Genomic DNA, 24,901 nt, shown 5'->3' with positions numbered 1-24,901 from the left:
TTGGGGGTGTGTTGGGGGTCACCCGCCCGCGGTGCTTGGTGTTGTTGTTTTTGCCTCTCTGTTGTTGTGGGGGGGGGTTGACCCTTGGGCGCAACTCGAGCAAGGCGCTCAGTGCCCTTCCGATGTCCGTTCGCGGCGATTGCCAGGTGGTTCCCCCACTCCGTCTCGGCTTCGCCGAGCCACCTCTCCCCCCTCCGGAGGGAGAGGAAAAAGGAGCCCGGCCGTAAGCGCAGGTCCTGCACGAAAACTGCACATCCCTGCGGAAAACCTCCTCCGCTCCGCCCCGCCGTTTCCATGCGAGCCCGCGACAACAGCGGCATGCAACAGCGAAACGCTCACCTTTGGTCCTTGCCCTATCGCCTGCGCAGCGAAAGCTGGTGGTTGGTCGATCCGCCCCGGGCGGCGGCCCGCCCTTACCTGGAAGCGAGCCTGCTCCCTTTTATCCGCCCACCGGCCGAGCGGACCCAGCCCATCAGGAAAATCCGCGCATGACATCGTTTGCAAGCTTTTCCAGCCGCTTCGGCATCGCCGTCCTGCTCGTGGCGCTGGCGGATTTTTTCTTTTACGGCCAGCCCGCCGGGATCACGGTGCTGCTGTTTGCCATCCTGATCGCCGGCGCGGTGGTCGCTGTGCATCCTGCCGCGCTGAAATCCACCCGACCCTGGCTCAAGCCGGCCGCTTTGTTCGTCGCGCTGCTGCCGCTGACCGAGAACGTCAGCCCGCTGTCGGTGGCGATAGCTGTCGTGGCGCTGGTGGTGTTTGCGCTGTCCCTGTCCGGGCGGCTACGGCACGGCATCGCCCGCATTGCCGGCCAGGTGGCGCTGTTCCTGCTGGCGGCGCCGCTGCGCCTTATCCGTGACTTTTTCCAATGGCGCCGCACGGTGCGCCGGCTTGGCGGCCGCCGCATCCGCCTGGCGTCCATCATCGTCTGGGTCATGCCGGTGACGCTGGGCGCGGTGTTCCTGTTCTTGTTCGGCGCCGCCAATCCGGTCATCGAATACTGGCTGTCGCTGATCGACCTGATGAAGCTGCTCGATCTCATCCAACTGGCGCGGATCGTCTTCTGGCTGTTCGTGATCGCCGGCGTCTGGGCTTTCCTGCGGCCTCGCCTGCCGCGTTTCCCGCGCCGCCTTCCACCTTTGACGCCGCCTGCAGCCGTGGCCGCACCGGCCGCGACTAAACCAGCGACAACGATCGAGGCCGTCGTCTTCGGCAAGGCCGCGATCCTGCGCGCGCTGATCGTCTTCAACGCCTTGTTTGCGCTGCAGACCGGGCTCGACGCAGCCTATCTCTGGGGTGGGGTCGCCCTGCCGGACGGGTTGAGCTATGCCGCCTATGCGCATCGCGGCGCCTATCCACTGATCGCCACCGCGCTGCTGGCCGCCGGCTTCGTGCTGGCGGCGCTGCGGCCGGGCAGCGAAACCTCAGGCGATCCGCTGATCCGCCGGCTGGTCTATGCCTGGGTGGCGCAGAACATCGTGCTGGTCATCTCGTCGATTCTCAGGCTCGATCTCTATATCGGCGTCTATGCACTGACCTACTGGCGCATCGCCGCCTTCGTCTGGATGGGGTTGGTGGCGTCAGGGCTTGCACTGATCATTGCCCGCATCGCGGTTGGAAAATCCAACGAATGGCTGCTCTCCGCCAATCTTGCGACGCTATCGGCGACGCTTTATGCCTGCTGCTTCATCAACTTCGCCGCAATGATCGCCAATTTCAATGTCGACCATTCCCTTGAAATGACCGGCGACGGCACGCCTATCGATACCGAATATCTGCGCTCGCTCGGCGCTGCCGCCATGCCGGCGCTGGACCGCCTCTACATGCACCAATTCGGAAACCAAACGACCTATCTGGCCCACCAAATGATGATCGACGACACTATCGCCGAGCAGAAGCAGTGGCGCGCCTGGAGCTTTCGCGGCTGGAGGCTCGTGCAGGTTCTCGACAAGAGAGGTCCGCTCGTGCTTCCTCCACCTACCCAGCCCTCGCAACCTTCAGTGCCGGACCGTTAGATCCATGCCGCATCAGATCCTGGTCGCCGACGACGATCCGCACATACGCGAGATCATCTGCTTTGCGCTGGAAAAGGCCGGGATGAATACGCAGGCCGTGTCCGACGGCGCCGCGGCCCTGCAGGCGATCGAGCGCCGCGTGCCCGATCTCGTCGTGCTCGACATCGGCATGCCGGAGATGGACGGGCTGGAAGTCTGCCGGCGGCTGAGGCAGCGCTCCGACGTGCCGGTTCTGTTCCTGTCCGCGCGCGACGAGGAGATCGACCGCATCCTCGGGCTCGAAATGGGCGGCGACGACTACGTGACGAAACCGTTCAGCCCGCGCGAACTGGTGGCGCGCGTCAACGTCATCCTGCGCCGCGCCCGCCCCGTGGCGCCCGACCCCGCCGACGACAAGAACTTCGCGCATGGCAAGCTCAGCCTGGCGCCGGCCAGCCACGGCGCCAGTTTCGACGGCAAGGCGCTGGCGCTGACGGCGATCGAATTCTCGATCCTCAGGGGATTTCTGGCGCGGCCGGCGCATGTGCTGGGCCGCGACCTGGTGGTCGCCAGCGCCTATGCCGCCAACATCCACGTCGCCGACCGTACCGTCGATAGCCACATCCGCAACATCCGCGCCAAGCTGGCGGCGGCGGGCTGTCTCGACGCCATTGAAACCGTGCATGGTGTCGGTTTCCGGCTCGGCCGATGCGGCGCCTGAGCGACGCCAAATGGATCGGCACCAAATGGCGGCCAAGGCTGGCCACGGTGGTTCTCGCCATCCTCATCATGGTGCTGGCGCTGCCGCTGGTCGGCCTGTTCTTCTTCCGGCTTTATGAAAACCAGCTGATCCGCCAGACCGAGGGCGAGTTGATCGCGCAAGGCGCCGTCATCGCCGCCATCTATGCACAGAATATCAGTGACGCCGCCATTGCCCCGGAGAAGCTAGGGGTGCCGATGCAGGCTGACAGCGGCGATGCCAGCCGCGGCGACGACTCGCCTTACCAGCCGATCGAGCCGAGCCTCGATCTCGCTTCCGACTACCTGCTGCCGACCCGACCAGCCGGCATCGCCGCGGCCATCGATCCAGCCTTCGCGGCGATCGGCGCCAGCCTGTCCGGCATTCTCGACACGACGCAAAAAACCACGCTGGCCGGCTTCCGGCTGCTCGATCCGCGCGGCGTTGTCATTGCAGGGCGCGACGAGGTCGGACTATCGCTGGCCAATGTCGAAGAGGTGCGCACCGCCCTTGCCGGCCACTACGCCAGCGTGTTGAGACAAAGAATTCCCGACCAGCCGCCACCGCCCCTCTATTCGGTCAGCCGCGGCACGAAAGTTCGCGTCTTTGTCGCCATGCCGATCGTGGTCGACGGCCATGTCGCCGGCGTCATCTACCTGTCTCGAACGCCGAACAACATCGTCAAGCATCTCTATGGCGAACGCGGCAAGGTGACGCTGGCGGCCATCGCCATGCTCTCTGGCACGCTGCTGATCGCGCTGGTGTTCCTGCGCACCGTGAGCCGGCCGATCTACGCGCTGATGGAGCGCACGAGGCGCATCGCCGCCGGCGACCGCGACGCGATCCGGCCGCTCGACCATCACGGCACGCGCGAAATGGCCGAGCTGTCCGCCGCCTTCCTCGACATGGCGGAAAAGCTGCAGGCGCGCTCCGACTCGATCCAGACCTTTGCCACCCATGTCTCGCACGAGCTCAAATCGCCGCTGACGGCGATCCAGGGCGCGGCCGAACTCTTGCGCGATTCCGGCGAGGCGATGGACGCGGCAGAGCGCAAGCGGTTTTCCGGCAACATCGTCAACGATGCCGGAAGGCTCAATCTGCTGGTACGGCGCCTGCTCGATCTGGCGCGCGCGGAAAACCTGGCGCCGAGCGGCGAAAGCACATCGCTCGATGCGGCGCTGGCATTGCTGCCGGTGGACGGCAGGCTGGCTGTGACCATCGAGACGGGCGGCGAAACCGGTCTGCGCATCTCGGCCGAGAATGCGGCGATCGTGCTTGCCAACCTGATCGACAATTCCGCCAGGCACGGCGCGACCCAGGTTTTGCTGGCGGCTGCCAGCGCCGACGGCAAAGTGACGATTGCGATCAGCGATGATGGCGCCGGCATTTCGCCGAGCAACAGGGCGCGCATTTTCGAGCCGTTTTTCACCACGCGGCGCGAGTCCGGCGGCACCGGCATGGGCCTCGGCATCGTGCTGGCCCTCCTGAAAGCGCATGATGGCACGATCGCGCTGGTTGACTCCGGGCGCGGCACGCGCTTCGAGATTTCCTTGCCAGCCGCGTGAGGGCTGGTGGATCGGAGAACAAAGTGCGCTACGACATCGTCATCATCGGCGGAGCCATCGTCGGCTCCTCGGTCGCCTACTACCTTCGCGAGGAAGGCTTTTCCGGCTCCATCGCGCTGATCGAACGCGACCCGCAATTCGCCCATGCGGCAACGACGCTGTCCATGGCCTCGATCCGTCAGCAATTCTCGATCCCGGAAAACATCCGGCTGTCGCAGTTCACGCTAAACCTGTTCCGGCGGCTGAAGGAGACCTTCGGCGCCGATGCCGATATCGGCTTTCGCGAGGGCGGCTATCTGATCCTGGCCGGCGAGGCCGGGCTGCCGATCCTGAAAGCCAATCACGAAGCGCAGGTCGCAGAGGGCGCCGACATTCTGCTCGAGGATGCCGACCAGCTGGCAAAGCGTTTTTCCTGGCTGTCGACGGAAGGCATCAGCGCCGGCGCCTTCGGCCGCACCGGCGAGGGCTGGTTCGACGCGCATGCCATGCTGACGCTGTTTCGCAAGGCATTGCGTGACAGACAAGTCGATTTCATCGCCGCCGATGTCACCTGCATCGAGCGCCAGGCCAACCGCGTTACCGGCGTGCGCCTCGACAATGGCGAAAAGCTGGAAGCCGGCATCGTCGTCAACGCCGCTGGTCCAAACGCCGGCAAGATCGCCGCTCTTGCCGGGCTCGCGCTGCCGGTCGAGCCGCGCAAGCGCAATGTCTTCGTCTTCGAGGCGCGGGAAAAATACGCCGACATGCCGCTGCTGGTCGATCCCTCCGGCATCTATGTCAGGCCGGAAGGCTCGGTCTATCTCACCGGCGGCGCCGAGCCGGAAGAGGGCGACGGTCCCGCCGATCCAGCCGATTTCGAGGTCGACTGGCCGCTGTTCGAAGAGGTGATCTGGCCGGTGCTGGCCACCCGCATCCCCGCCTTCGAGGCGATCAAGCCGACACGCGCCTGGGCCGGCCACTACGACTACAACACGCTCGACCAGAACGCGGTGATCGGGCCGCATCCCGAGGTCGGCAATTTCATCTTTGCCAACGGATTTTCCGGCCACGGCCTGCAGCAGGCGCCGGCGGTCGGCAAGGCGCTGGCGGAGTTGTTGGTGCATGGCGGGTATCGGACGGTGGATTGCTCGGCGTTTGGGTACGCCAGAGTGGCCGAAGGAAGGGCGTTCCGGGAATTGAATGTGATTTGAGGCGGCAAAAGCTCACTGTCGAGTTCCCGCCCACCCCCCTCTGCCCTGCCGGGCATCTCCCCCGCAAGGGGGGAGATGGCAGCTTCGGCGAAGGCGCCATTCTTGCAACGTCGGCGATTGGCGAAAGCGGTCGCGGCATCTGATCTCCCCCCTTGCGGGGGAGATGGCCGGCAGGCCAGAGGGGGGTGCTGTCCCGCGAGCGTCTAAGCAACCATCGCACTGACAGCCATCGCGTTGCCCAGTGCATGCCCGGCGGCCGTGTTGTCGAAAATGCCCCAGACCTCGGCGCCGGAAGCGGCCGCTGCTTCCACTTGCCGCGCAAACCGGTCGAGCGTTTCGGCATCGTAACCCGAATAGTAGATGCGCGGCGCGCCGTGCCAGCGGAAATAGGCAAGGCCGGGCGAGCCACCCGGCCCTGCTGCCTCCGGAACCGAAGCCGGGTCGGCGGCGACCCGTGCGACCTGGTGACCGGCGAGCAGTGCGTCCGCCTCGGCACCGAACCAGGTGGGATGGCGCGGCTCGCATGCCAGCCTTGCCCGGACACGCTTGCTCAACATGTCGAAGAAACCGCCGGCGACCTCCGGCTCGAAGGGCAGGCTTGGCGGCAGCTGCGCCAGAAGCACGCTCAGCTTTTCGCCGAGACCTTCGACCTGCCCGAGAAAGTCCTCCGTCAGCCCCTCGCAATCGGCGAGGCGATGCTCATGGGTCATGCTCTTCGGTGCCTTGACCGCGAAGCGGAAGTGCTCCGGCACGGCGTGCGTCCAGCGCTCATAGGTCTCGCGGCGGTGCGGCTTGTAGAACGAGGTGTCGATCTCGACGACCGGAAAGCGTTTTCCGTAACGTTCGAGATGCGACCCGGGCTGCGGAAAGTCAGCCTTGTATCGAGACGGAATTCCCCAGCCGGCGGTGCCTATGAGAGATCGGCGATTTCCCATGCTGGGGATGTGGACCGGATGAAGCGCGGGTCAAGGGCGACAAGGAGGCGTTGCTCCGCGGGGTCCTGAACACCGTTCCGCATTGCCGAGAACCTTGCCCGCCTTGACTGCCCAACCCGATCGGCAATTGCGCTCGACGCTCGTCAGCCCTCGCGGGAGAACCAGAACGCGTCGGCCATTCGCGTCATGCCGATACGCTCATAGAAGCCGACTGCGTCGGGCATCGAGATCAGGCTGATGGCGACCGAAGGCCCAAGCTGCCGGCGGGCCGCGTCCATCAGGCCCTTGCCGATACCGAGGCCTTGCGCAGATTGGGATACGGCGAGCTCTGAGACATAGCGCACCCAGGAAAAGTCGGTGATGGCCCTGATAACGCCTATCAGCGGCCTGCCTTCGATGTCGAGCCGCGCCGTCAGCACCAGGTTCGCGCCCGAAAGCATCGCCTGCAGCCGGGCGTCGTCATCGACGGGGCGTGTTTCGCCGAGCGTGGATTCGACCAGCACGCGGCGGAATTCAGCGACGTCGAGCTCAGGCTCACTGGCATAGATAATATTCGATTGTGTGGTCATGGGCGCAAGGTGCACCAGCGGCGGCCGGTTTTAAAGACGTTTGCCGCCGATCTTTCGATCGGGCCGCGCACCAACAGTTGCCTTTTATTTGCCGGCGGCTTTGTGTAAACCGGGCGCAGCAACCCTGACGCAACGAATTCGATCAAGAACGGGCAAAAGCCATGGAAAAATTCACCAAGCTCACCGGCGTCGCCGCACCGATGCCGATCGTCAATGTCGACACCGACATGATCATCCCCAAGGATTATCTCAAGACGATCAAGCGCACCGGGCTCGGCAGCGGCCTGTTCGCCGAAATGCGCTACAAGGACGATGGCTCGGAAAACCCCGACTTCGTGCTCAACAAGCCAGCCTACCGCAAGGCGCAGATCCTGGTCGCCGGCGACAATTTCGGCTGCGGTTCGAGCCGCGAACACGCGCCGTGGGCGCTGCTCGATTTCGGCATTCGCTGTGTCATCTCGACGTCGTTCGCCGACATTTTCTACAACAACTGCTTCAAGAACGGCATCCTGCCGATCACCGTCAGTCCGGAAGATCTGGAGAAGCTGATGGACGACGCCTCGCGCGGCTCCAATGCGACGGTTTCGGTCGACCTCGAGGCCAAGGAAATCCGCGGCCCCGACGGCGGCGTGGTCACCTTCGACCTCGACGACTTCAAGCGCCACTGCCTGCTGAACGGTCTCGACGATATCGGCCTGACCATGGAGAAGGCCGGCGCCATCGCCTCGTTCGAGAAGAAGAACGCTGCCGAGCGTCCTTGGGCCTGAGTGGTACGAGATGGCCCGGCCGCCACAAAGCCGGGTTCGTGGCGGCTGAACGGAGGGGACAGTCATGACACGTTTTCTTCTTGCCGGCGCCTGCGCGCTGGCGTGGATGCTGATGCCGGTGGCCGGCGCGCAAGCACAGACCGACACGGTCCTCGTGCCGGCAGAAGATCCGTCCACCGCCGACCCGGGCGCGTCGAGCAATGCGGCCATGGCTGGCGATGACAGCCAGGGGCCGGTCCCGTTCGAGGGCGGCCAGCTGACCATCACCCAGCCGGAGCAGGATGGCGAAAAGGTGCTGGCCTATGACGGCAAGCAGCTGGCCAGCAATTACGACGTCTTCTTCGACAAGGTGGTCAAGGTCGGCGGCGTCAACGTGGCGCTGGTCGATGTCGGCGACGGCGGCAACCAGTGCGGCCCGGCCAAGGTCATCGTCTGGAAGCCGGAAGGCGGCGAGATACAGAGCCTCACGGTCGAACAGGACGAATGCGGCGCGCCGCCGGCGGCGGTCGCCGACAACGCCATCTATTTCGTGCCCTATCTGTTGCCGGGCGATACGAAGCAGGCGCTGCAATGGTCGCCCACCGAAGGGCTGACGATCTCGGGCGACCTGACCTACGCGCCGGAGCCCGGCACCGACTGGAAGGACGTCGATCCGGCCAAGTACCAGAACATCATCGACGCCTTCCACAACGAAGCCGTCTACAAGGCGGCGAAGACGCTGCTCGGCGACACCATGCCCGACATGGCGACCAGCCTGCTGGTCGGCGGCGGCACCGAAAAGACGGCCTCCGGCGCCTTCTATGCCACCGGCTGCGTCCCGCATGCGTGCGGCAGCAGCGACGGTTTCATGGCGGTCGACCCGGTCAAGCACACGCTGTATTTCGCCCGCCGCGGCGACGATGGTGAGCCGCAGGCCTGGCCTGACGTGAAGACCTGGCCGGCGGATATCAGGGAAGCAATGGACAAGGCGCAGGGGAACTAGGTCTGACACAGCTGCGCCTGCGTGGTTTCGTCATCCACGGGCGAAGCGACGCGTAGCGGAGCGCAGACCCGAGGATCCATGCCGCGACTGTTGCCGGAGGGCGCGGCGGATCAGAGTTCTTCACCGTGGCGACGCACCGACGTCCCGGCATGGATCCTATGGTCTGCGCCGCGTCGCTTCGCTCCTTGCTTCGCCATAGGATGACGACGGGAGGGATGCCTCGGCTAATCCCCGAGGTTTGTGCTTTGCCTTCGTGACAACGATTCACTCGGTTTGGCCCACGACCGGCCCAGCTTTCCTCTGCTAGACGAGCACCTACGATTACGAGGAGACGCTGATGCGCACACTCATCTCCACCGGCTCCCCCTTCGAGAAAACCGCCGGCTATTCGCGTGCGGTGGTGCAGGGTGACTGGTGTTTCGTGTCGGGAACGACCGGCTACGATTACACGACCATGACCATGCCGGAAACGGTGGAGGCGCAGACGCGCAATTGCCTGGCGACCATCGCGGAGGCGCTGAGGGATGGCGGCTTCGACATGGCCGATGTGGTGCGGGCGCATTACTACATCACAGACCGGGCCATCGTGGACGTCGTCTTCCCCATCCTCGGCGAGGCTTTCGGCGAGATCAGGCCGGCGGCGACGATGATCGTGTGCCAGCTCAACAAGCCGGAAATGAAGATCGAGATGGAAGTCACGGCGCTGCGGCGCACGGCTTGAAGAGGCCAAAGCCATGACGGTCCGGCGCATCGTAGCCAATATCGGGACGCAGGACGCGGCGGCGGCGAAACGCTTCTATCAGGACGTGCTTGGCCTCGATGTGCTGATGGATCAGGGCTGGATCGTCACCTACGGGTCCGACGAACGGATGCAGGTGCAGATCAGCTTCATGGCCCAGGGCGGCTCCGGCACGCCGGTGCCGGACCTCTCCATCGAGGTCGACGATGTCGATGCGGCGCTGCAAGGCATGAAGGCCGCCGGCTTTGCCGTCGAATACGGTCCGGCCGACGAGCCGTGGGGCGTACGGCGGTTTTATGTGCGCGATCCGTTCGGCCGGTTGGTGAATATTTTGTCCCATAAGTGATTTGTTCCTCTCCCCCGCCTCTGTCGAGGGCGAGGAACCCAGGTTCTGAGAGGCGGGCGCCGTCGTAGCGTTCTTCATCCCCTTGCGCCGCAAGCTCTTGGCGTTTAGCAAGGCCGCGGTTTCTCCAAACAGTGTTGGGACGGTTCTCCATGGCTTCGAAAAATCTTCTCCTGCTCGCCGGCGATGGCATCGGCCCCGAGGCGATGGCCGAGGTGAAGAAGCTGATCGCGGCCATGAACGTCAAGCTCGGCAGTGATTTCGTCACCGATGAGGGTCTGGTCGGCGGCTGCGCCTACGATGCGCATGGCGCGGCGATTTCGGATGCCGACATGGCAAAGGCGATGGCTGCGGATGCGGTTCTGTTCGGCGCCGTTGGCGGGCCGAAATGGGACAAGGTGCCTTACGAGGTGCGTCCCGAGGCCGGGTTGCTACGGCTGCGCAAGGACATGGAGCTGTTCGCCAATCTGCGCCCCGCCATCTGCTATCCGGCGCTGGCCGCGTCGTCCTCGCTGAAGCAGGAAGTCGTCGAGGGCCTCGACATATTGATCGTGCGCGAGCTTACCGGCGGCGTCTATTTCGGCGAGCCGAAGCAGATCATCGATCTCGGCAACGGCCAGAAGCGCGGCATCGACACGCAGGTCTACGACACGTTCGAGATCGAGCGGATTTCAGGCGTCGCCTTCGAGCTGGCGCGCACGCGCAAGAACCACGTTACATCGATGGAAAAGCGCAACGTCATGAAATCCGGGGTGCTGTGGAACGAGGTCGTCACCCAGACCCACACAGCCAGATATGCCGACGTCAAACTCGACCACATGCTCGCCGATGCCGGCGGCATGCAGCTGGTGCGCTGGCCAAAGCAGTTCGACGTCATCGTCACCGACAATCTGTTCGGCGACATGCTGTCCGACATCGCCGCCATGCTGACCGGATCGATCGGCATGCTGCCGTCGGCCTCGCTCGGCGCGCCCGATGTGAAGACCAAGAAGCGCAAGGCGCTATACGAGCCGGTGCATGGCTCGGCGCCCGACATTGCCGGCCAGGGCATCGCCAACCCGATCGCCATGATCGCGTCGTTTGCCATGTGCCTGCGATATTCCTTCGGCATGGTCGATGAGGCCGACAAGCTCGAAGGCGCAATAGCCGCCGTGCTCGACGACGGGCTGCGGACGAAGGATATTTTGTCCGAGGGCATGACCGAAGTCGGCACTGTCGCAATGGGCGATGCCATCATCGCCAAGTTCCTTGGCTGATCGGCCAAACTCAGCGGATCTCGCCGGCTAGCCGTCTCAGCAGGCCGACGAGTTGCGCCTCGTCCACGGTTGAAAAAAAAGCAGCGTCGGCGGCTTCGACGGCGACGATAGCGCGCTGGACTGCGGCCGTCCCCGTCGTGGAGACGCGGATCACCTTGGCGCGGGAATCCCGCGGGTTGGTGTCCCGCACAATCAGTCCCTTTGCCTCGAGCCGGGCGACGACGTCCGATGTCATCTTCACCTCGGTGCCGGCCTGGGCGGCGAGCTGCACCTGGTTAGGCGGCTCGCCATAGCGGCCGAGCCACATCGCCGAAGCCAGCAGCACGAACTGGACATGCGTAAGGTCAAGCGGGGCCAGCGCCGCCGTCATGACGCGCTGCCAGCGCATGGTGGTTCGCCAGAGCAACAAGCCGGGGCTCTCGGATGGTCCGCTGAAGCGCGTTTGCAGATCCCCCCGATCAGCCACCGTTCGCCAACTCCCTTGCCTGCTCGAACAGTTTGGCCATCGAAGTGTCGAAATCGCCGCTGATCTGCGGCCCGAGCTCTGGTCCGACCTCGGCGGCCGATGGGCCGGAAATCTCGAGGCGATGCGTCACTTGAGTGCCACCCTCGACCGGCGTCAGCGTATGCCTGAACAGCAGTTTCGTGTCGCCGAACGAGGTCTCGTCGGCATACGTCACAGTGTCGACAAGATCGACGATCGTCGATTCGAAGGTGTCCTGCCCGACGGGCGTTACAGAGAGGCGGGTGCCCTTGGCGAACGGGCCGTGCAGCACGAACGTATCGGACCCTTCGTAGGTGAGGCGGCCTTCGTGCAGCGCCTTGAGCGCGTTCCAGATGGCCTGCGCCGAAAGGGGGGAAATTGCGGTGTACTCGTTGGTCCACATTTGTCTTGGCTCCATCATCCGTTTTCGATCGTCGATTTGATGAGTGCACAGATTATCTGTGCGGAGACTAAACGGCAAGAGAAATATTTTGTTCGTCCGGTCAAAACAGCAGCTGCCTTCCTGGCTGCGACCTAAGCCATTGTTAAATCACGGCTGTCCGCAAACAGCCGGCAGTTCATTTCTGGTGCGGTCTAGGCTCCGCCTCCTCCAGGCACCGGCCCCCACTGGTTTTCGTGGGCCTGGGTCGGGATCAATCCGAGTATCAGCGCGAGGATCAGCGTAGCCGGAGCGAACATGAAGGTGATTGCGAAGTAAGGTATTGCCAGCCAGCCGGTCAGGCCGATGTCGTGCAAGCGGCGCACGACGAGCCCGACCCAGGGCAGGAACGTCGCTAGCCAAAACAGCCCCCAGACGCCGATCATCACAATCGGCCAGTTGCCGGCATCGAAATTGCCGACGGCCTGGTCGGCGAGGCCGCCGGCAATTCCGACCAGGATGAAGCTGACGGTCCAGAACAGGCAATAGCCCCAGAATTCCTTGCGGCGGGCGCGTTCGGCGAAGTTGATGTAGTTGCGCGTCACGCCTCGCCAGAAATAACCCGGCAGTCCGCTATCGCGAACCGCGCCGTCTTCCGCCAGGCGGCCGAAATGCTGTGGCGCGGCTGAAGCGGCAGCCGCCTTGGGCGGCGCGGCGCTTGCCGCTGGCGCAGCGGTGGCAGGACTGGCGGGCTGGGCGCAGATTGAAAAAACGTCGCGCGCCTGACCGCTTGCCGGCAGAAACTCGACCACTGCGCCGTTCGCGATCACGGTATCACGGCGCAGATCCTCGCGCGCGAAGGTGTAGCGGTTGCCGTCCGCCCCGGTGATGAAGCCGAAACCCTGGGCCTCGTCATAGTGAAGAACTTCGCCGCGCATTTAGCCTCGCCCCCGTGTAGGCACAGACTGTTCAAAGTTGCGGCGGACTGCAAGGGGTTGGACGAAATGGAGGGCAAACGGTTCAGGCATGAGTTGCTTCATTTTCCCGTCCGTTGGCGCTGCCCCTCACCTGCCTGCCGGCATCCTCTCCCCGTATAATGGCGGGGAGAGGGGTCGCTGTTATTGACGATTCCGCCAATCGCCAACGTTGCAAGAAGAGCGCCAAGGCTGCGGTCAGCCGTTTCTCCCCGTCACTATACGGGGAGAAACGCCAGGCAGGGCAATGAGGGGCAGCGCCTGCATCTGTAATTGGCCGATAAGAGCCTCAAACCGGCCGCTTCTTCGGTTTCTTGTTCTTCGGCGGTGCAGCCTTGTCGAATTTCGGTTTCCCGGCCCAAGGCTTTGCATCGCCGGCGGGCCGTTCCCGCTTCTCGAATTTCGGCTTGTGTGCGCTTTGCGGCGCCTCGAACGGTCGCTTGCCGCGATGCGGTTTCTTGTCCGGCTTCGGCGCCTGGTAGCCGGCCCGCGACAGGTCGGGCGTGCCGTCCAGGCGCTTCACCACGATGTTGCCCTGCAGCTTCTTGTCGGGGCCGATGGCGGCGAGGAAGCGATCGGCCCAGTCGGCCGCGATCTGCACGTAGGTCTCATCCTGCTGCATCTTGATGGAGCCGATCTCGCGCTTGGAGATGTTGCCGGTGCGGCACAGCATCGGGATCAGCCAGCGCGGCTCGGCATTCTGCTTGCGCCCGATCGACAGCGAGAACCAGACGCTGTCGCCGAAATCGTCGCGGCGGCTGGGCGCTTCGTCGCGGCGTTCGAATTTTTCGCCCGCCGGTCTGTCTCGCGACGGCGTGAAGGCCGCGACCTCCGTCAGTTCCTCGGGCGCCGAGCGGCTGGCGCGGCATTGGCGCACGAAGGCGGCCGCAATCTGTTCGGCGCCATGCCTGGCCAGAAGCGCGTCGATGAAGCCGCGCTCGTCCTCGGCCACCGGCTCGTCGAAGGCTGGATCGGCAAGGATGCGCTCGTCGTCGCGCTTGATCACGTCGTCGGCCGAGGGCGGGCTCGCCCATGTCGCCTTCAGCCCTGCATTCTGCAGCAGGCGCTCGGTGCGCTTGCGGGCGCCGTTGGGCACGATCAGCGCGCTGACACCCTTGCGGCCGGCGCGGCCGGTACGGCCGCTGCGATGCAGCAGCGTTTCGGGATTGGTCGGCAGATCGGCATGGATGACCAGTTCGAGATTGGGCAGGTCGATGCCGCGCGCGGCGACATCCGTGGCGATGCAGACTTTGGCGCGTCCGTCGCGCATCGCCTGCAGCGCGTGGGTGCGTTCGTTCTGGCTGAGCTCGCCCGACAGTGCGACGACGGAAAAATTACGGTTGTTGAAGCGTGCCGTCAGATGATTGACGGCGGCGCGGGTGTTGCAGAACACCAGCGCGTTCTTCGCCTCGTAAAAGCGCAGCACGTTGATGATGGCGTTCTCGCGGTCGGGATAGGCGACATTCAGCGCCCGGTATTCGATATCGAGATGCTGCTTTTCCTCGCCGCCGGCCGAGATGCGTAAGGCGTCGCGCTGATAGCCTTGCGCCAGCGTGGCGATCGAGCGCGGCACGGTGGCCGAAAACATCAGCGTGCGGCGCTGAGCCGGTGCGGCATCGAGGATGAATTCGAGGTCCTCGCGAAAGCCGAGGTCGAGCATCTCGTCGGCCTCGTCCAGCACCACGGCTTTCAGCGCCGACATGTCGAGGGAGTTGCGGGTGATGTGGTCGCGCAGGCGGCCGGGCGTGCCGACGACGATGTGGGCGCCGCGCTCCAGCACGCGCCGTTCGGAGCGCATGTCCATGCCGCCGACGCAGGACGCGACGGTGGCGCCGGTCGGCGCGTAGAGCCATTGCAATTCGCGCATCACCTGCAGAGCGAGCTCGCGCGTCGGCGCCACGGCCAGCGCCAGCGGTGCGCCAGCCTGGTCAAAACGTTCGGCGCTTCCAAGAAGGGTCGGCGCCAAAGCGAGGCCGAAGGCGACGGTCTTGCCTGAGCCGGTCTGCGCCGACACCAACGCGTCGGACTCGCCGAGCTCCAGCACGGCCTTCTGCACTGGCGTCAGCTCGGTATAGCCGCGTTTTTCCAGCGCTTCTGCCAGCGCAGGAACAATAGCTTCGAAATTGGACATCTCACTCTTTCGGAATTCAGGGTCTGGGCTCATCATGGAGCACATGCCGGGGCTGACGCACGCCAGCCAAACACTATTTGGGCGTTCGTACTTCTTGCGGCCGCTATTGTACAGGGCAGGCGTGTGCCTGGCCGCAATTGACTCCTGACGCAAACCGCGTAAAAGCCGGCATCGAACGGGATCATTTTCGATGCGCGGCCTTCTGATGGCTCTTCTTGCATTCGACTTCCCCGGCCACAATCATGGGGCCGGGCGCGTTGGCGCGTCTTACCGTTCCAGCAAAACTATGGCCAAAACCACCACCAAAACGGTGTGATTCCCTTGGCCTAACCACCCTCTCCCGGGTCCGGCCCGGGGGACGAAACCCGCATTGGCCGGCGGGTTTTCTCCAAAAACCAAGCGGAGAGGGACAGGAGATTTCTGATGAGTTTCAAGGTTGCGGTAGTCGGCGCCACGGGCAATGTGGGTCGCGAAATGCTCAACATACTGGAAGAGCGCGGCTTTCCGGTAAGCGAAGTCGTGGCGCTGGCCTCGCGGCGCAGCCAGGGCACCGAAGTGTCGTTCGGCGACCGTTCGCTGAAGGTCAAGACGCTCGACCAGTATGATTTTTCCGACACCGACATCTGCATCATGTCGGCCGGCGGCAACGTCTCGAAGGAGTGGTCGCCGAAGATCGGCAAGCAGGGCTGCGTCGTCATCGATAACTCGTCGGCCTTCCGCTACGACCAGGACGTGCCGCTGATCGTGCCGGAAGTGAACCCGGATGCGATCTCGCTGTTCACCCGCAAGAACATCATCGCCAATCCGAACTGCTCGACGGCGCAGCTGGTCGTGGCGCTGAAGCCGCTGCACGATGTCGCCACCATCAAGCGCGTCGTCGTCGCCACCTATCAATCGGTATCCGGCGCCGGCAAGGAGGGCATGGACGAACTCTTTACACAGACCCGCGCGGTGTTCGTCGCCGATGGCGTCGAGGTCAAGAAGTTCACCAAGCGCATCGCCTTCAACGTCATTCCGCATATCGACGTCTTCCTCGACGACGGCTCGACCAAGGAAGAGTGGAAGATGGTCGCGGAGACCAAGAAGATGCTCGACCCCAAGATCAAGCTGACGGCGACCTGTGTGCGCGTGCCGGTGTTCATCGGCCATTCCGAAGCCGTCAACATCGAGTTCGAAAAGCCGATCACCGCCGACGAGGCGCGCGATATCCTGCGCGAAGCGCCGGGCTGCCAGGTCTTGGACAAGCGCGAGGATGGCGGCTACATCACGCCGCTTGAATCGGCCGGCGAGGACGCCACCTTCATCTCGCGCATCCGCGAGGATTCGACCATCGACAACGGCCTGTCGATGTGGATCGTCTCCGACAATCTGCGCAAGGGCGCGGCGCTCAACGCGGTGCAGATCGCCGAGCTTCTGGTCGAGCGCGGCCTGATCCAGCCGAAGAAGAAGGCGGCCTGACGGCTGGTTTGTTTTCGCTCACGGGGTTCGGCCTTCGGCCGATTCCGTTTATTCGCTCACGGGCCGTATCGCCGCTGCCGCGGCGGGCCCTCCGCGGGGGCGCCGGAAAGCCGGCGGCCCGCAGTCGCGGGCTCGGCCTTCGGCCGAAGCCTTCCTTCTCCCCGTTCACGGGGAGAAGGTCCCGGCAGGGGGATGAGGGCAGCGCTGACCTCTGTTGAGAAACGCCTTTGAACGATCCCACCAAAATCGTGCTGCGCCCCGCCACGGCTTTGGATGCCGCGACCATCGCCATTGTCATGCGGGCCGCACTTGGCTCGTTCTCCTGGATGCCGGTCATCCACACGCCGGATGAGGATCTTGCCTTCATCCGCGAGATCGTGCTGTCCCGGCAGCAGGTGACGGTCGCCGAGGCCGGCACGGCATTGTCGGCTTCATTGCCCTGAGCGGCGATTGGGTGGAACAGCTCTATCTCGACCCCGCCTGGATGGGGCAAGGCATCGGCAGCCGGCTGCTGGTGCAAGCGACCGCCGCGCTACGGATCGTTAAACTGCATTGTTTCCAGGCCAACACCGACGCGCGTCGCTTCTACGAGCGCCATGGCTTTCGCCCCGAGGCGTTCGGCGCGGGCACCACCAACGAAGAAGGCCTGCCGGATATTCTCTACGTGCGTCGAGCTTGATATTCAGCCGGCGTTATCCTTGGCCAGTTGGCGCAATAACTCCATCGCTTCCTCGGCCCGCTCAGCGGGCACGAACAGATGGTCATGATAGAAAGCAGAGACCGGATTGACGCCCATGCCGGCGGCGGCCAGCCGGGCGGTGATGGCGGCGAGGAAGCCGACGGCTTCCAGCGAGGAGTGGACGTTCAGGGTGATCATGCGGCAGCGGAAGGCGGACTGCAGCCCGGCGGCCTGGTCTTCGGGCAAGATCAGCGTCGTGCCCTCCTTCTCGCGAAACAGCATCACCGGATTGAGCGTCTCGGGAACCGGTGCACCGGGGACCAGGGTGGCGAAGACATGGACGCCGGGAAGCAGTTCCGGCGTCATCGCCGCCAGCAGCTTTTTCAGATCAGTCTCGCCGGCCATTCGCTCGTCTCTCGCCCAGCCCTATCAATAGCCGTGACTGGTGGATGTCGATAGTCCGTCAAGGTCGAGGGACAGCACCCCCCTCTGCCCTGCCGGGCATCTCCCCCGCAACGAGGGAGATCGGCGGTTTCGATGCTCCGCTCATTCATGGAACATTGCCGAAGCGGTCGAGCGTGTAATCTCCCCCCTTGCGGGGGAGATGGCCGGCGGGCCAGAGGGGGGTGTGAAGGATCGCCACGCAGCGGCTTTTGCTTGCTGCTACCCAAAAAGAATCCGCACCCTGTAGGATCGCCGCCCCATCGCTCGTCCTTGGTCCGAAGCCAGCAAACGGCTCGAACCGCTTAGGAGGGAACACCCGTGAGTATTTCTCAAACCATGCCCGTCTCATCGGGCGCCCTGTGGACCGGCCGCGTGCTCAGCGGCCTCATCATCCTGTTCATGATCTTCGACGGCGTCATCAAGCTGCCGCCGCTCGATGTCGTCACCCAGACCATGGTGCCGCTCGGCTGGCCGGCCGATGTCAATGTCGCGCGCACGCTCGGCATTATCGGGCTGATCTCGACCGCGCTCTATGCGCTGCCCCGCACCTCGGTGCTCGGCGCCATCCTGCTCACCGGCTATCTCGGCGGCGCCATCGCCACAAACATGCGCGTCGGCAGCCCGTTGTTTTCGCACACGCTGTTTAGCGTCTATCTCGGCATCATCCTGTGGGGCGGTCTCTATCTGCGCGACCCAAGCGTGCGCGCCCTGATCCCGTTCAGCCGTTAAGCGAGGAGAAAAACATGCTCAGCACCATTCTCATCCTCCTGGTCGTCATCATCGCCGCCGTGCTCATCTATGCGGCGACGAGGTCGAATGATTTCGTCACCGCCCGCACCGCCAGCATCAAGGCCGCGCCGGAAGCGATCTTTCCGCTGATCAACAATTTCAAGCAGTGGCCGGAATGGTCACCCTACGAAAAGCTCGACCCGCTGATGAAGCGCACGCTGTCGGGCGCTGATGCCGGCAAGGGCGCCGCCTACGCCTGGGAAGGCAATGCCAAGGCCGGCAAGGGACGCATGGAGATCGTCAATTCCGTGCCATCCTCGCTGGTGTCGCTGAAGCTCGACTTCGAGAAGCCGTTCCGGGCCAGCAACAGCGTCGACTTCACCCTGAAGCCCTCGGGCGACACCACCGCAGTCACCTGGGCAATGCGCGGCAGCCGGCCCTTCATTGCCAAGCTGATGGGCCTGTTCATGAGTTTCGATACGCTGATCGGCAAGGATTTCGAGGCTGGCCTCGCCAATCTGAAAAAGGCAGCCGAAAGGTAGAAAAGCCTGGATTTTCAACAAGCTCGGCGGCGGTCGGCACGAATGTGACCGGCGCGGACACCGCGATCTCTCACGTCATCGGGATCAAATCAGCCGTCTGGGAGTTAGAGCCGTGGCGGCGAGGACGGCGATCCGCGTGAGAGAGGAACGATAATGAAAAGAGCGATGATCATTCTGGTACTGGCGACCGCGCTGGGCGCGTGCTCGCAAACCGAAAAGGGTGCCGCGGTCGGCGGCCTCGGCGGCGCGGCGGTTGGCGCAGCTGTGGCAAATGATCCGGTTCAGGGCGCCGTCGTCGGCGGCGCCGTCGGAGCCGTGGCCGGCGCGCTGATCGGCCGTGCCAGCGAAAGCGGTCAATGTCGCTACCGCGGCCGGAACGGGCGCACCTATATCGCCAGCTGCCCCGACGGTTATTGAACACAGCCAGGTCCAACATCGGAAACCGGCGGCTATAGATCGCCGGTTTCGCTGTTGCCCAAGGCAGCTGGACCATGGCTGCCTGCGCTACAGCAATCCCCGGATATGCTCCCAAGCCAGGCGGCCCAGGCGCGTGTCGGCGTCGTCATTCCCGCCATGGGCATGCAGCCTCGAGCGCGGCGTGATTTCGCCCGGCAGCAGAATGCGGTGGCCGGCGTCGGGCACTGAGACGAGGCAGGTGGTCATTGCGGTGTCCTGGCGACGCCGAACGATCGACTGGGCAAAATCCAGCGATGGCCATAGCGCGTCGTCGCCGCCCGCAACCAGAACAATGTCGCCTGAAATAGCTTCGACGGGAATGGCAGCCTTGGCCGCTGCGTCCTTGAAGGTTTGCAAGGCACGCAGGAAGAGCCCCCGGTAGGACACCAGACCATCGACATACTCAGCGTTCCAAGCGGGATTGCTTGGGACAAACGGCAACGGAATCCCCTCGAGCGTCCACGACGATCGTTCCGGCCAGCTGACGCCGTCGCGGCCCGGCCCGATATTGCCCCAGACCACCGATGTCGGGCTGATCGCAACCACGAGGCCGATGCGTGGATCGTGAGCCGCCGCAAGCAGGGAGGCCTCGGCGCCTTTCGAGGTCCCGACATAGACGATGCGCCGGCATCCCATCTGGACAAGATAGTCGGTCGCCGCGAAAAACGTTTCGAGCGGGATCTCGCAAATGCCGGGCACCTGACCTTCGCCGTCAAACCATTGCAGCGCGAGAGCGGATGCTCCTTCCTTGGCAAAGAGCCGGGCGCGGGTGACGTCGATGCGGCCGCTCGATCCGCTGAGCACGACGACGCCTGTCGTGGCGCCGGCGCATCGCAACAGCGTTCCGGCTACGCCGCCGAAAAGGGTCTCTTCCGTGACGGTCCGCTCAGTCATCTTTCGTTCGAACGCATATGACATCGCCGCACATTAGCAAAACGGCGGGCACAGGCCCGCCGTTTTGTCGATGCGATGACGCGATGCTTATTCGGCGGTGGCGGCTTCCGCTTCGGCCGGGGCTGCAGCAGCGGCGGCAACGGCGGCGGCAGCGTCTTCCTGGGCCTTCTTCAGCAGAGAGGCGCGTTCCTGCGCCTTCTTGCCGGGCTCGGCCTTCTTCGGGTTGGAGCGGGCTTCGCGCTTGAGGAGGCCGGCCTCATCGAGGAAGCGCAGCACGCGGTCGGTCGGCTGAGCGCCGTGCGACAGCCAATGCTTGACGCGGTCGGCGTCGACCTTGACGCGCTCGCCGTCCTTGGGCAGCAGCGGGTTCCACGAGCCGATCGACTCGATGAACCGGCCGTCGCGCGGCGAACGGGCGTCGGCAATGACGACGTGGTAGTAAGGGCGCTTCTTCGAGCCCGCACGGGCCAGTCTGATCTTCAAGGGCATTTCATTTCTCCTAAATTTCTGATTTCAGTGTTGGGTTAATGGCTTTGTCTGGTGCAGGTCGTTGTCCCAAAACCGCTGCGCACTTTTGGGCGACATGCACTTTGTTAGCCGGTTTTGCTTGCGCCGTTGGACGCGGCGATCTGCTCGTGATGGCGGATCACTTCGCGGACGACGAAGTTGAGGAATTTTTCCGCGAAATCGGGGTCGAGATGAGCGTCCTTCGCCAGCTGGCGAAGGCGGGTGATCTGCTCCTGCTCGCGCGCCGGGTCGGCGGGCGGCAGGCCATGCTCGGCCTTGAGCACGCCGACCGCCTTGGTGCAGCGGAAGCGCTCGGCCAGCATATGAATGAGGGCGGCGTCGATGTTGTCGATCGAGGCGCGATAGCCGGCCAGGATGGTGCGTGCGTCGGCCATGTCTTTTTCTTCGTTCATAGCGTCCTCACTTCTTCTTGCTGAGGCCGGGCAGACCACCGCCGCCAAGGCCGGGAAGCTTCATGCCGCCGGGCAGACCGGGCAGGCCACCGCCGCTCGGGGCGGGCAGGCCCTTCATGCCGCCAAGGCCGGGCATCTGCTTCTGCAAGGCTTCGAGCTGCTTGGGATCCATCTTGGATAGGTCGGGCATGCCGCCACCCATCATGCCGCCGGGGCCACCCGGCATCATGCCGCCGAGGCCCATCTTGGAGGCAAGGCCGCCCATCATGCCGCGCATCAGGCCGCCGCCTTTGCCCTTGCCGCCCATCGCCTTCATCATGTCGGCCATGCCGCGATGCATTTTCAAGAGCTTGTTGATCTCGGCCGCATCCGTGCCTGAGCCGGCGGCGATGCGCTTCTTGCGCGAATGTTTCAGCATGTCCGGATTGGCGCGCTCGGCCTTGGTCATCGACGAGATGATGGCGAGCTGGCGGCCGAACATCTTGTCGTCGAGGCCGGCGGCGGCCATCTGGTCCTTCATTTTGCCCATGCCGGGCATCATGCCCATGATGCCGCCCATGCCGCCCATTTTCGACATTTGCTGAAGCTGGCCGGCAAGGTCGTTCAGGTCGAACTTGCCCGACTGCATCTTCTTGGCCATCGCCGCCGCCTGCTCGGCGTCGATGTGTTCGGCGGCCTTTTCGACCAGCGAGACGATGTCGCCCATGCCGAGGATGCGGTCTGCAATACGCTTGGGGTGGAATTCCTCCAGCCCGTCCATCTTTTCGCCGGTGCCGATCAGCTTGATCGGCTTGCCGGTGACGGCGCGCATCGAAAGCGCGGCACCGCCACGGCCGTCGCCGTCCATGCGAGTCAGCACCAGGCCGGTGATGCCGACGCGCTCATCGAAGCTTTTGGCAAGGTTGACGGCGTCCTGGCCGGTCAGCGAATCCGCGACCAGCAGGATTTCGTGCGGGCTCGACATCTTCTTGATGTCGGCCATCTCCACCATCAGCGGCTCATCGATATGGGTGCGGCCGGCGGTGTCGAGGATGACGACGTCATGACCGCCGAGCTTGGCTGCCTGGACGGCGCGCCTGGCGATGTCGACCGGGTTCTGGCCGGCAATGACAGGCAGCGTCGCGACTTTGACCTGCTCGCCGAGCTGGCGCAGCTGCTCTTGTGCCGCGGGCCGCCGCGTGTCGAGCGAGGCCATCAGAACCTTCTTGTTCTGGCGCTCGGTCAGGCGCTTGGCGATCTTGGCGGAGGTCGTCGTCTTGCCGGAGCCCTGCAGGCCGACCATCATGATGACGACCGGCGCCGGCGCATTGAGGTCGATGGCGACGCCCTCGGCGCCGAGCATGTCGACCAACTCGTCATGGACGATCTTGACGACCATCTGTCCGGGCTTGATCGACTTGACGACAGCCGCGCCGACGGCCTTCTCGCGCACCTTGTCGGTGAAGGAACGCACCACTTCCAGCGCAACGTCGGCTTCGAGCAGCGCACGGCGCACCTCGCGCAACGCCGCCGAGACATCAGCCTCCGACAGCGCGCCGCGGCCTGTCAGGCCGTTCAGGATGGAGCCAAGGCGCTCCTGAAGTGATTCAAACATTGGTCAACCCGCCGCGCGAGAGCGCCTTGGATTCATGGTGATCCCTGTCGGGCCGATGGCCCTCCACGCCTCTTGTGCGCTCCTGCAGCGATTCAAACATTCCGTTTCCTTTTTCTCAGGCACCCCGATGGTGCCCGAGAGGTAGTGCGTTCGCGCCGCTCATCCAAGCAAAGCTCAAAACCAAAAAGCACCCGGGGGCGCTCAGCGCTGCCGGGTGTTGGCCTCCAGGATCTGTTTACAGCACCCACCTCAAAAGGTTTTGGCGTCCTGGTCGGCTTGCTCGGAGGGATACTCGTCGCGGATTTCGGGGCTGTAGACAGGAAATCGGCCGAAGAGTCAAGACAAGGGCGGCTTCCCGGTCTCTGGATCGGTCCCTGTTTAGTTCACCCTGCATCCCGAGGGTCGGCCGTAACCTTCAGCGGCGAGCGCGGGTGCAGAAGCAGCAGGATCGTCAGCAAGGTGCAGACGATACCGATGGCGGCGATGATGACGGCATCCGTCGTCGTCCAGTCCGGACCTTCCAGCGGCTTGGCGTTGAACAGGGCGAAGGAATTGTAGTTCTCCTGATGCGAGATCAGCAGGAAGCCGGTGAGATTGTTGCCGAGATGGGCGCCGAAGGCGGCGCCGAGATTGCCGGTGACATAAACCACCAGCGTCAACAGCAAGGCGAAGGCGGCGATCGAGGCCAGCACGCAGGCGTTGATGGCGGGGCTCGAGCCCGGGCTCCAATGCAAGGAGGTGAACAGCAAAGCGGGCAATAGCGCCCACACGTAAGGGCTCTCGAAGCGCTTGGCCAGGCCGCGCAGCAGATAGCCGCGAAACAGCATCTCCTCGGACGAGGTCTGCAGCAGGGTCAGCGCCACGATCGGGAGCAGGAACAGCAGCCAGGTCGACAGGTTGATCGTGCCGCGGGCGATTTCGGGCTGTAGCCAGTAGAGCAGGATTTCGGAAAGCGCCGATGTGATCAGCACCGCAACTAGGCCCTTGAGGAAGCCCGACAAGGACACGCGGCGACTGGCGCCGAAAAGCGCCGAGAGCGGCTCGCCATGGACGAAACGCATGGCAAGCCAGAGGCCGAGCCAGATGCCGGTAAACGAGGTGAGTGCGGTGAGTATGCCGATGGGCGAGGCCAGAAAGCCCTGAAGCGGCCCGCGCGGATCGTCCGGCAATACATGCCAGACGATCGCGACATAGGTGCCGCCAAGCACCACAACCAGGGTGATCGCCACCCAGAACAGGACGACGACCGCCGTTCCAATTATCAGCCGCGGCAGGTTCGTCTTTTCGGTGGCCGTGTTGCTATAGCGCTCGAAGGCGGCTGGATCTGATATCACGCGAGTTCCTCTGCCGAACGCATCGGGTCGCATGATCTAGGGGATCGCCGGCTCTCGCGCAATTGCTGCTGTTCAGCGACCCTTTTGCCGCCCTCAGCCTCCGCAGGAGGGCGGCACGAGTTCACTTGTCATTCTTTCCAGGCAAAATCAGCGCACGACGTACATGATGCGCCGTGTCTGCGGGTCGACCAGCGCCTGCTGGCCATTCACATAGACGTAGCGGTAGCGGTAGTCGGGGATTTCGCGCAGTTCGACCGTGTCGGGCAAGGTGGCACCGGTCACCACCTCGCCCTCGAGATAGACAGGATCGAGCCGGTGCGTGCTGACATAGGTGCCGACTTCCGCCGGTGGCCTGTCGATGGCGTCGACGGGGCCGTCGTCGGACAGAATCGCACCGGTATAGGCATCGGGATAATCATCCTGCGGCGGTGTAACCACGGTGATGGCGGCGTCGGCGGGGCGGCGTGTCAGAACGACCCGGTTGCCGCCGAAATCGGCCGTGACATAGTCGGAATAGACCCAGCCCTGGCCTCCGGCTTCGGCAATGGTGCACCATTTGCTGTTTTCGATGCAGCCATTGAGCGTCGCCGACTGGCCGGCGGCGAGCACGCCGATCACAGGATATTGCGGGCCGGGGCCGGCGCGCACATTAAGATCGGTGACGGCCGAGACGGCGGTATCGGCGAGTGCCACACCCGACATCGCGACAAGCGCCCCGGCGACGGCCGGAAACAATATGCGTCTCATGGTTTCTCTCCCTTTCATGGTCCCTCGCGACACCAAACGAAACCAGAACGCATGCGT

General features: G+C 64.1%; 28 protein-coding genes. 15 read left to right on the top strand and 13 right to left on the bottom strand.

What is annotated here, in order from left to right; all coding sequences use genetic code 11:
- Positions 1 to 488: 488 nt before the first annotated feature.
- From NKI64_RS04380 to NKI64_RS04365, 4 genes are read left to right on the top strand one after another with little or no spacing between them, the layout of a single operon-like run.
- The gene (locus NKI64_RS04380) at positions 489 to 2,015 is read left to right on the top strand and encodes a DUF4153 domain-containing protein (protein ID WP_023706807.1); all 1,527 of its coding nucleotides are present in this window, start codon (positions 489 to 491) and stop codon (positions 2,013 to 2,015) included.
- A gap of 4 nt (positions 2,016 to 2,019) precedes the next feature.
- A complete protein-coding gene (locus NKI64_RS04375) occupies positions 2,020 to 2,715 on the top strand; it encodes a response regulator transcription factor (protein WP_023706808.1) in 696 nt (231 codons plus the stop codon).
- Positions 2,703 to 4,298, top strand: coding sequence for a HAMP domain-containing sensor histidine kinase (locus NKI64_RS04370; RefSeq protein ID WP_352666610.1), 1,596 nt, complete (start codon positions 2,703 to 2,705; stop codon positions 4,296 to 4,298). The genes NKI64_RS04375 and NKI64_RS04370 overlap by 13 nt, the downstream gene beginning before the upstream one ends.
- A 23-nt stretch (positions 4,299 to 4,321) precedes the next feature.
- Positions 4,322 to 5,488, top strand: coding sequence for an NAD(P)/FAD-dependent oxidoreductase (locus NKI64_RS04365; protein ID WP_352666608.1), 1,167 nt, complete (start codon positions 4,322 to 4,324; stop codon positions 5,486 to 5,488).
- 203 nt (positions 5,489 to 5,691) lie between these two features.
- On the opposite strand, the gene NKI64_RS04360 is transcribed toward NKI64_RS04365, so the two are convergent.
- Together NKI64_RS04360 and NKI64_RS04355 are read right to left on the bottom strand one after the other, a co-directional pair.
- On the bottom strand, positions 5,692 to 6,423 hold the full coding sequence (locus NKI64_RS04360; RefSeq protein ID WP_352666606.1) for a DUF72 domain-containing protein: 732 nt from the start codon (positions 6,421 to 6,423) through the stop codon (positions 5,692 to 5,694).
- Between the two features lie 143 nt (positions 6,424 to 6,566).
- Positions 6,567 to 6,992: a GNAT family N-acetyltransferase gene (locus NKI64_RS04355; RefSeq protein WP_352666604.1), complete on the bottom strand. Its 426-nt coding sequence runs from the start codon at positions 6,990 to 6,992 to the stop codon at positions 6,567 to 6,569.
- Between the two features lie 161 nt (positions 6,993 to 7,153).
- Here NKI64_RS04355 and leuD point away from each other — a divergent pair, with 161 nt between their 5' ends.
- From leuD to leuB, 5 genes are all read left to right on the top strand, one after another.
- Complete coding sequence (gene leuD / locus NKI64_RS04350) at positions 7,154 to 7,759, top strand: 3-isopropylmalate dehydratase small subunit (RefSeq protein ID WP_023694556.1); 606 nt, start codon at positions 7,154 to 7,156, stop codon at positions 7,757 to 7,759.
- A gap of 64 nt (positions 7,760 to 7,823) precedes the next feature.
- The gene (locus NKI64_RS04345) at positions 7,824 to 8,741 is read left to right on the top strand and encodes an Ivy family c-type lysozyme inhibitor (RefSeq protein WP_352666602.1); all 918 of its coding nucleotides are present in this window, start codon (positions 7,824 to 7,826) and stop codon (positions 8,739 to 8,741) included.
- 337 nt (positions 8,742 to 9,078) lie between these two features.
- On the top strand, positions 9,079 to 9,462 hold the full coding sequence (locus NKI64_RS04340; protein WP_352666600.1) for a RidA family protein: 384 nt from the start codon (positions 9,079 to 9,081) through the stop codon (positions 9,460 to 9,462).
- Between the two features lie 13 nt (positions 9,463 to 9,475).
- Positions 9,476 to 9,826, top strand: coding sequence for a VOC family protein (locus NKI64_RS04335; protein WP_023671691.1), 351 nt, complete (start codon positions 9,476 to 9,478; stop codon positions 9,824 to 9,826).
- A 149-nt stretch (positions 9,827 to 9,975) separates the two neighbouring features.
- Positions 9,976 to 11,079: a 3-isopropylmalate dehydrogenase gene (leuB, locus tag NKI64_RS04330; protein WP_352666598.1), complete on the top strand. Its 1,104-nt coding sequence runs from the start codon at positions 9,976 to 9,978 to the stop codon at positions 11,077 to 11,079.
- A gap of 10 nt (positions 11,080 to 11,089) precedes the next feature.
- On the opposite strand, the gene NKI64_RS04325 is transcribed toward leuB, so the two are convergent.
- The 4 genes from NKI64_RS04325 to NKI64_RS04310 form a co-directional block, all read right to left on the bottom strand.
- Complete coding sequence (locus tag NKI64_RS04325) at positions 11,090 to 11,488, bottom strand: MarR family winged helix-turn-helix transcriptional regulator (protein WP_352460988.1); 399 nt, start codon at positions 11,486 to 11,488, stop codon at positions 11,090 to 11,092.
- A 49-nt stretch (positions 11,489 to 11,537) separates the two neighbouring features.
- Entirely contained in the window at positions 11,538 to 11,966 is a 429-nt protein-coding gene (locus NKI64_RS04320; protein WP_023671694.1) for an SRPBCC family protein, read from the bottom strand.
- Between the two features lie 191 nt (positions 11,967 to 12,157).
- Positions 12,158 to 12,880, bottom strand: a complete 723-nt coding sequence (locus NKI64_RS04315) for a DUF805 domain-containing protein (protein ID WP_352666595.1) — start codon at positions 12,878 to 12,880, stop codon at positions 12,158 to 12,160.
- A gap of 325 nt (positions 12,881 to 13,205) precedes the next feature.
- Positions 13,206 to 15,047, bottom strand: coding sequence for a DEAD/DEAH box helicase (locus NKI64_RS04310; protein WP_352666593.1), 1,842 nt, complete (start codon positions 15,045 to 15,047; stop codon positions 13,206 to 13,208).
- 423 nt (positions 15,048 to 15,470) lie between these two features.
- Here NKI64_RS04310 and NKI64_RS04305 point away from each other — a divergent pair, with 423 nt between their 5' ends.
- From NKI64_RS04305 to NKI64_RS04295, 3 genes are all read left to right on the top strand, one after another.
- Positions 15,471 to 16,505 (top strand): aspartate-semialdehyde dehydrogenase, encoded by a 1,035-nt coding sequence (locus NKI64_RS04305; protein ID WP_023671698.1) that lies wholly within the window; start codon positions 15,471 to 15,473, stop codon positions 16,503 to 16,505.
- A gap of 227 nt (positions 16,506 to 16,732) precedes the next feature.
- Positions 16,733 to 16,948: a GNAT family N-acetyltransferase gene (locus NKI64_RS04300; protein ID WP_023706770.1), complete on the top strand. Its 216-nt coding sequence runs from the start codon at positions 16,733 to 16,735 to the stop codon at positions 16,946 to 16,948.
- An 11-nt stretch (positions 16,949 to 16,959) separates the two neighbouring features.
- Positions 16,960 to 17,184 (top strand): GNAT family N-acetyltransferase, encoded by a 225-nt coding sequence (locus NKI64_RS04295; protein WP_023706769.1) that lies wholly within the window; start codon positions 16,960 to 16,962, stop codon positions 17,182 to 17,184.
- A gap of 3 nt (positions 17,185 to 17,187) precedes the next feature.
- Here the strand turns inward: NKI64_RS04295 and NKI64_RS04290 are convergent, their stop codons facing one another.
- Positions 17,188 to 17,589 carry an ACT domain-containing protein gene (locus NKI64_RS04290; RefSeq protein WP_023694551.1) on the bottom strand — a complete coding sequence of 134 codons (402 nt, stop codon included), beginning with the start codon at positions 17,587 to 17,589 and terminating at the stop codon, positions 17,188 to 17,190.
- A gap of 357 nt (positions 17,590 to 17,946) precedes the next feature.
- Here NKI64_RS04290 and NKI64_RS04285 point away from each other — a divergent pair, with 357 nt between their 5' ends.
- From NKI64_RS04285 to NKI64_RS04275, 3 genes are all read left to right on the top strand, one after another.
- Positions 17,947 to 18,357 (top strand): DoxX family protein, encoded by a 411-nt coding sequence (locus NKI64_RS04285; RefSeq protein ID WP_023687655.1) that lies wholly within the window; start codon positions 17,947 to 17,949, stop codon positions 18,355 to 18,357.
- 14 nt (positions 18,358 to 18,371) lie between these two features.
- Positions 18,372 to 18,899 (top strand): SRPBCC family protein, encoded by a 528-nt coding sequence (locus NKI64_RS04280; protein WP_023706768.1) that lies wholly within the window; start codon positions 18,372 to 18,374, stop codon positions 18,897 to 18,899.
- Between the two features lie 153 nt (positions 18,900 to 19,052).
- Positions 19,053 to 19,316 (top strand): YMGG-like glycine zipper-containing protein, encoded by a 264-nt coding sequence (locus NKI64_RS04275; protein WP_023687657.1) that lies wholly within the window; start codon positions 19,053 to 19,055, stop codon positions 19,314 to 19,316.
- Between the two features lie 87 nt (positions 19,317 to 19,403).
- Here the strand turns inward: NKI64_RS04275 and NKI64_RS04270 are convergent, their stop codons facing one another.
- From NKI64_RS04270 to NKI64_RS04245, 6 genes are all read right to left on the bottom strand, one after another.
- Positions 19,404 to 20,249, bottom strand: a complete 846-nt coding sequence (locus NKI64_RS04270; protein ID WP_023709357.1) for an acyl-CoA thioester hydrolase/BAAT C-terminal domain-containing protein — start codon at positions 20,247 to 20,249, stop codon at positions 19,404 to 19,406.
- A gap of 87 nt (positions 20,250 to 20,336) precedes the next feature.
- Complete coding sequence (rpsP, locus tag NKI64_RS04265; protein WP_023671705.1) at positions 20,337 to 20,738, bottom strand: 30S ribosomal protein S16; 402 nt, start codon at positions 20,736 to 20,738, stop codon at positions 20,337 to 20,339.
- 104 nt (positions 20,739 to 20,842) lie between these two features.
- A complete protein-coding gene (locus tag NKI64_RS04260; protein WP_023671706.1) occupies positions 20,843 to 21,169 on the bottom strand; it encodes a chorismate mutase in 327 nt (108 codons plus the stop codon).
- Between the two features lie 7 nt (positions 21,170 to 21,176).
- A complete protein-coding gene (ffh, locus tag NKI64_RS04255) occupies positions 21,177 to 22,763 on the bottom strand; it encodes a signal recognition particle protein (protein ID WP_023706766.1) in 1,587 nt (528 codons plus the stop codon).
- 383 nt (positions 22,764 to 23,146) lie between these two features.
- Positions 23,147 to 24,097 (bottom strand): CPBP family intramembrane glutamic endopeptidase, encoded by a 951-nt coding sequence (locus NKI64_RS04250; protein ID WP_023738027.1) that lies wholly within the window; start codon positions 24,095 to 24,097, stop codon positions 23,147 to 23,149.
- Between the two features lie 147 nt (positions 24,098 to 24,244).
- Positions 24,245 to 24,844 (bottom strand): DUF1236 domain-containing protein, encoded by a 600-nt coding sequence (locus tag NKI64_RS04245; protein ID WP_352666589.1) that lies wholly within the window; start codon positions 24,842 to 24,844, stop codon positions 24,245 to 24,247.
- Positions 24,845 to 24,901: the final 57 nt, after the last annotated feature.

Origin of the sequence: Mesorhizobium sp. M0478, assembly GCF_040321305.1 — a bacterium.
Lineage (GTDB): Bacteria > Pseudomonadota > Alphaproteobacteria > Rhizobiales > Rhizobiaceae > Mesorhizobium.
The sequence above is the reverse complement of the archived record's forward strand: the minus strand, read 5'-3'. Positions and strand labels throughout refer to the sequence as shown.

Bases quoted from the DNA above. Each gene is read 5' to 3' on its own strand.
- NKI64_RS04380 (WP_023706807.1), top strand. From the start codon at position 489: ATGACATCGTTTGCAAGCTTTTCCAGCCGCTTCGGCATCGCCGTCCTG.
- NKI64_RS04375 (WP_023706808.1), top strand. From the start codon at position 2,020: ATGCCGCATCAGATCCTGGTCGCCGACGACGATCCGCACATACGCGAG.
- NKI64_RS04370 (WP_352666610.1), top strand. From the start codon at position 2,703: ATGCGGCGCCTGAGCGACGCCAAATGGATCGGCACCAAATGGCGGCCA.
- NKI64_RS04360 (WP_352666606.1), bottom strand. From the start codon at position 6,423: ATGGGAAATCGCCGATCTCTCATAGGCACCGCCGGCTGGGGAATTCCG.
- NKI64_RS04355 (WP_352666604.1), bottom strand. From the start codon at position 6,992: ATGACCACACAATCGAATATTATCTATGCCAGTGAGCCTGAGCTCGAC.
- leuD (WP_023694556.1), top strand. From the start codon at position 7,154: ATGGAAAAATTCACCAAGCTCACCGGCGTCGCCGCACCGATGCCGATC.
- NKI64_RS04345 (WP_352666602.1), top strand. From the start codon at position 7,824: ATGACACGTTTTCTTCTTGCCGGCGCCTGCGCGCTGGCGTGGATGCTG.
- NKI64_RS04340 (WP_352666600.1), top strand. From the start codon at position 9,079: ATGCGCACACTCATCTCCACCGGCTCCCCCTTCGAGAAAACCGCCGGC.
- NKI64_RS04335 (WP_023671691.1), top strand. From the start codon at position 9,476: ATGACGGTCCGGCGCATCGTAGCCAATATCGGGACGCAGGACGCGGCG.
- leuB (WP_352666598.1), top strand. From the start codon at position 9,976: ATGGCTTCGAAAAATCTTCTCCTGCTCGCCGGCGATGGCATCGGCCCC.
- NKI64_RS04320 (WP_023671694.1), bottom strand. From the start codon at position 11,966: ATGTGGACCAACGAGTACACCGCAATTTCCCCCCTTTCGGCGCAGGCC.
- NKI64_RS04315 (WP_352666595.1), bottom strand. From the start codon at position 12,880: ATGCGCGGCGAAGTTCTTCACTATGACGAGGCCCAGGGTTTCGGCTTC.
- NKI64_RS04310 (WP_352666593.1), bottom strand. From the start codon at position 15,047: ATGTCCAATTTCGAAGCTATTGTTCCTGCGCTGGCAGAAGCGCTGGAA.
- NKI64_RS04305 (WP_023671698.1), top strand. From the start codon at position 15,471: ATGAGTTTCAAGGTTGCGGTAGTCGGCGCCACGGGCAATGTGGGTCGC.
- NKI64_RS04290 (WP_023694551.1), bottom strand. From the start codon at position 17,589: ATGGCCGGCGAGACTGATCTGAAAAAGCTGCTGGCGGCGATGACGCCG.
- NKI64_RS04280 (WP_023706768.1), top strand. From the start codon at position 18,372: ATGCTCAGCACCATTCTCATCCTCCTGGTCGTCATCATCGCCGCCGTG.
- NKI64_RS04275 (WP_023687657.1), top strand. From the start codon at position 19,053: ATGAAAAGAGCGATGATCATTCTGGTACTGGCGACCGCGCTGGGCGCG.
- NKI64_RS04270 (WP_023709357.1), bottom strand. From the start codon at position 20,249: ATGACTGAGCGGACCGTCACGGAAGAGACCCTTTTCGGCGGCGTAGCC.
- rpsP (WP_023671705.1), bottom strand. From the start codon at position 20,738: ATGCCCTTGAAGATCAGACTGGCCCGTGCGGGCTCGAAGAAGCGCCCT.
- NKI64_RS04260 (WP_023671706.1), bottom strand. From the start codon at position 21,169: ATGAACGAAGAAAAAGACATGGCCGACGCACGCACCATCCTGGCCGGC.
- ffh (WP_023706766.1), bottom strand. From the start codon at position 22,763: ATGTTTGAATCACTTCAGGAGCGCCTTGGCTCCATCCTGAACGGCCTG.
- NKI64_RS04245 (WP_352666589.1), bottom strand. From the start codon at position 24,844: ATGAGACGCATATTGTTTCCGGCCGTCGCCGGGGCGCTTGTCGCGATG.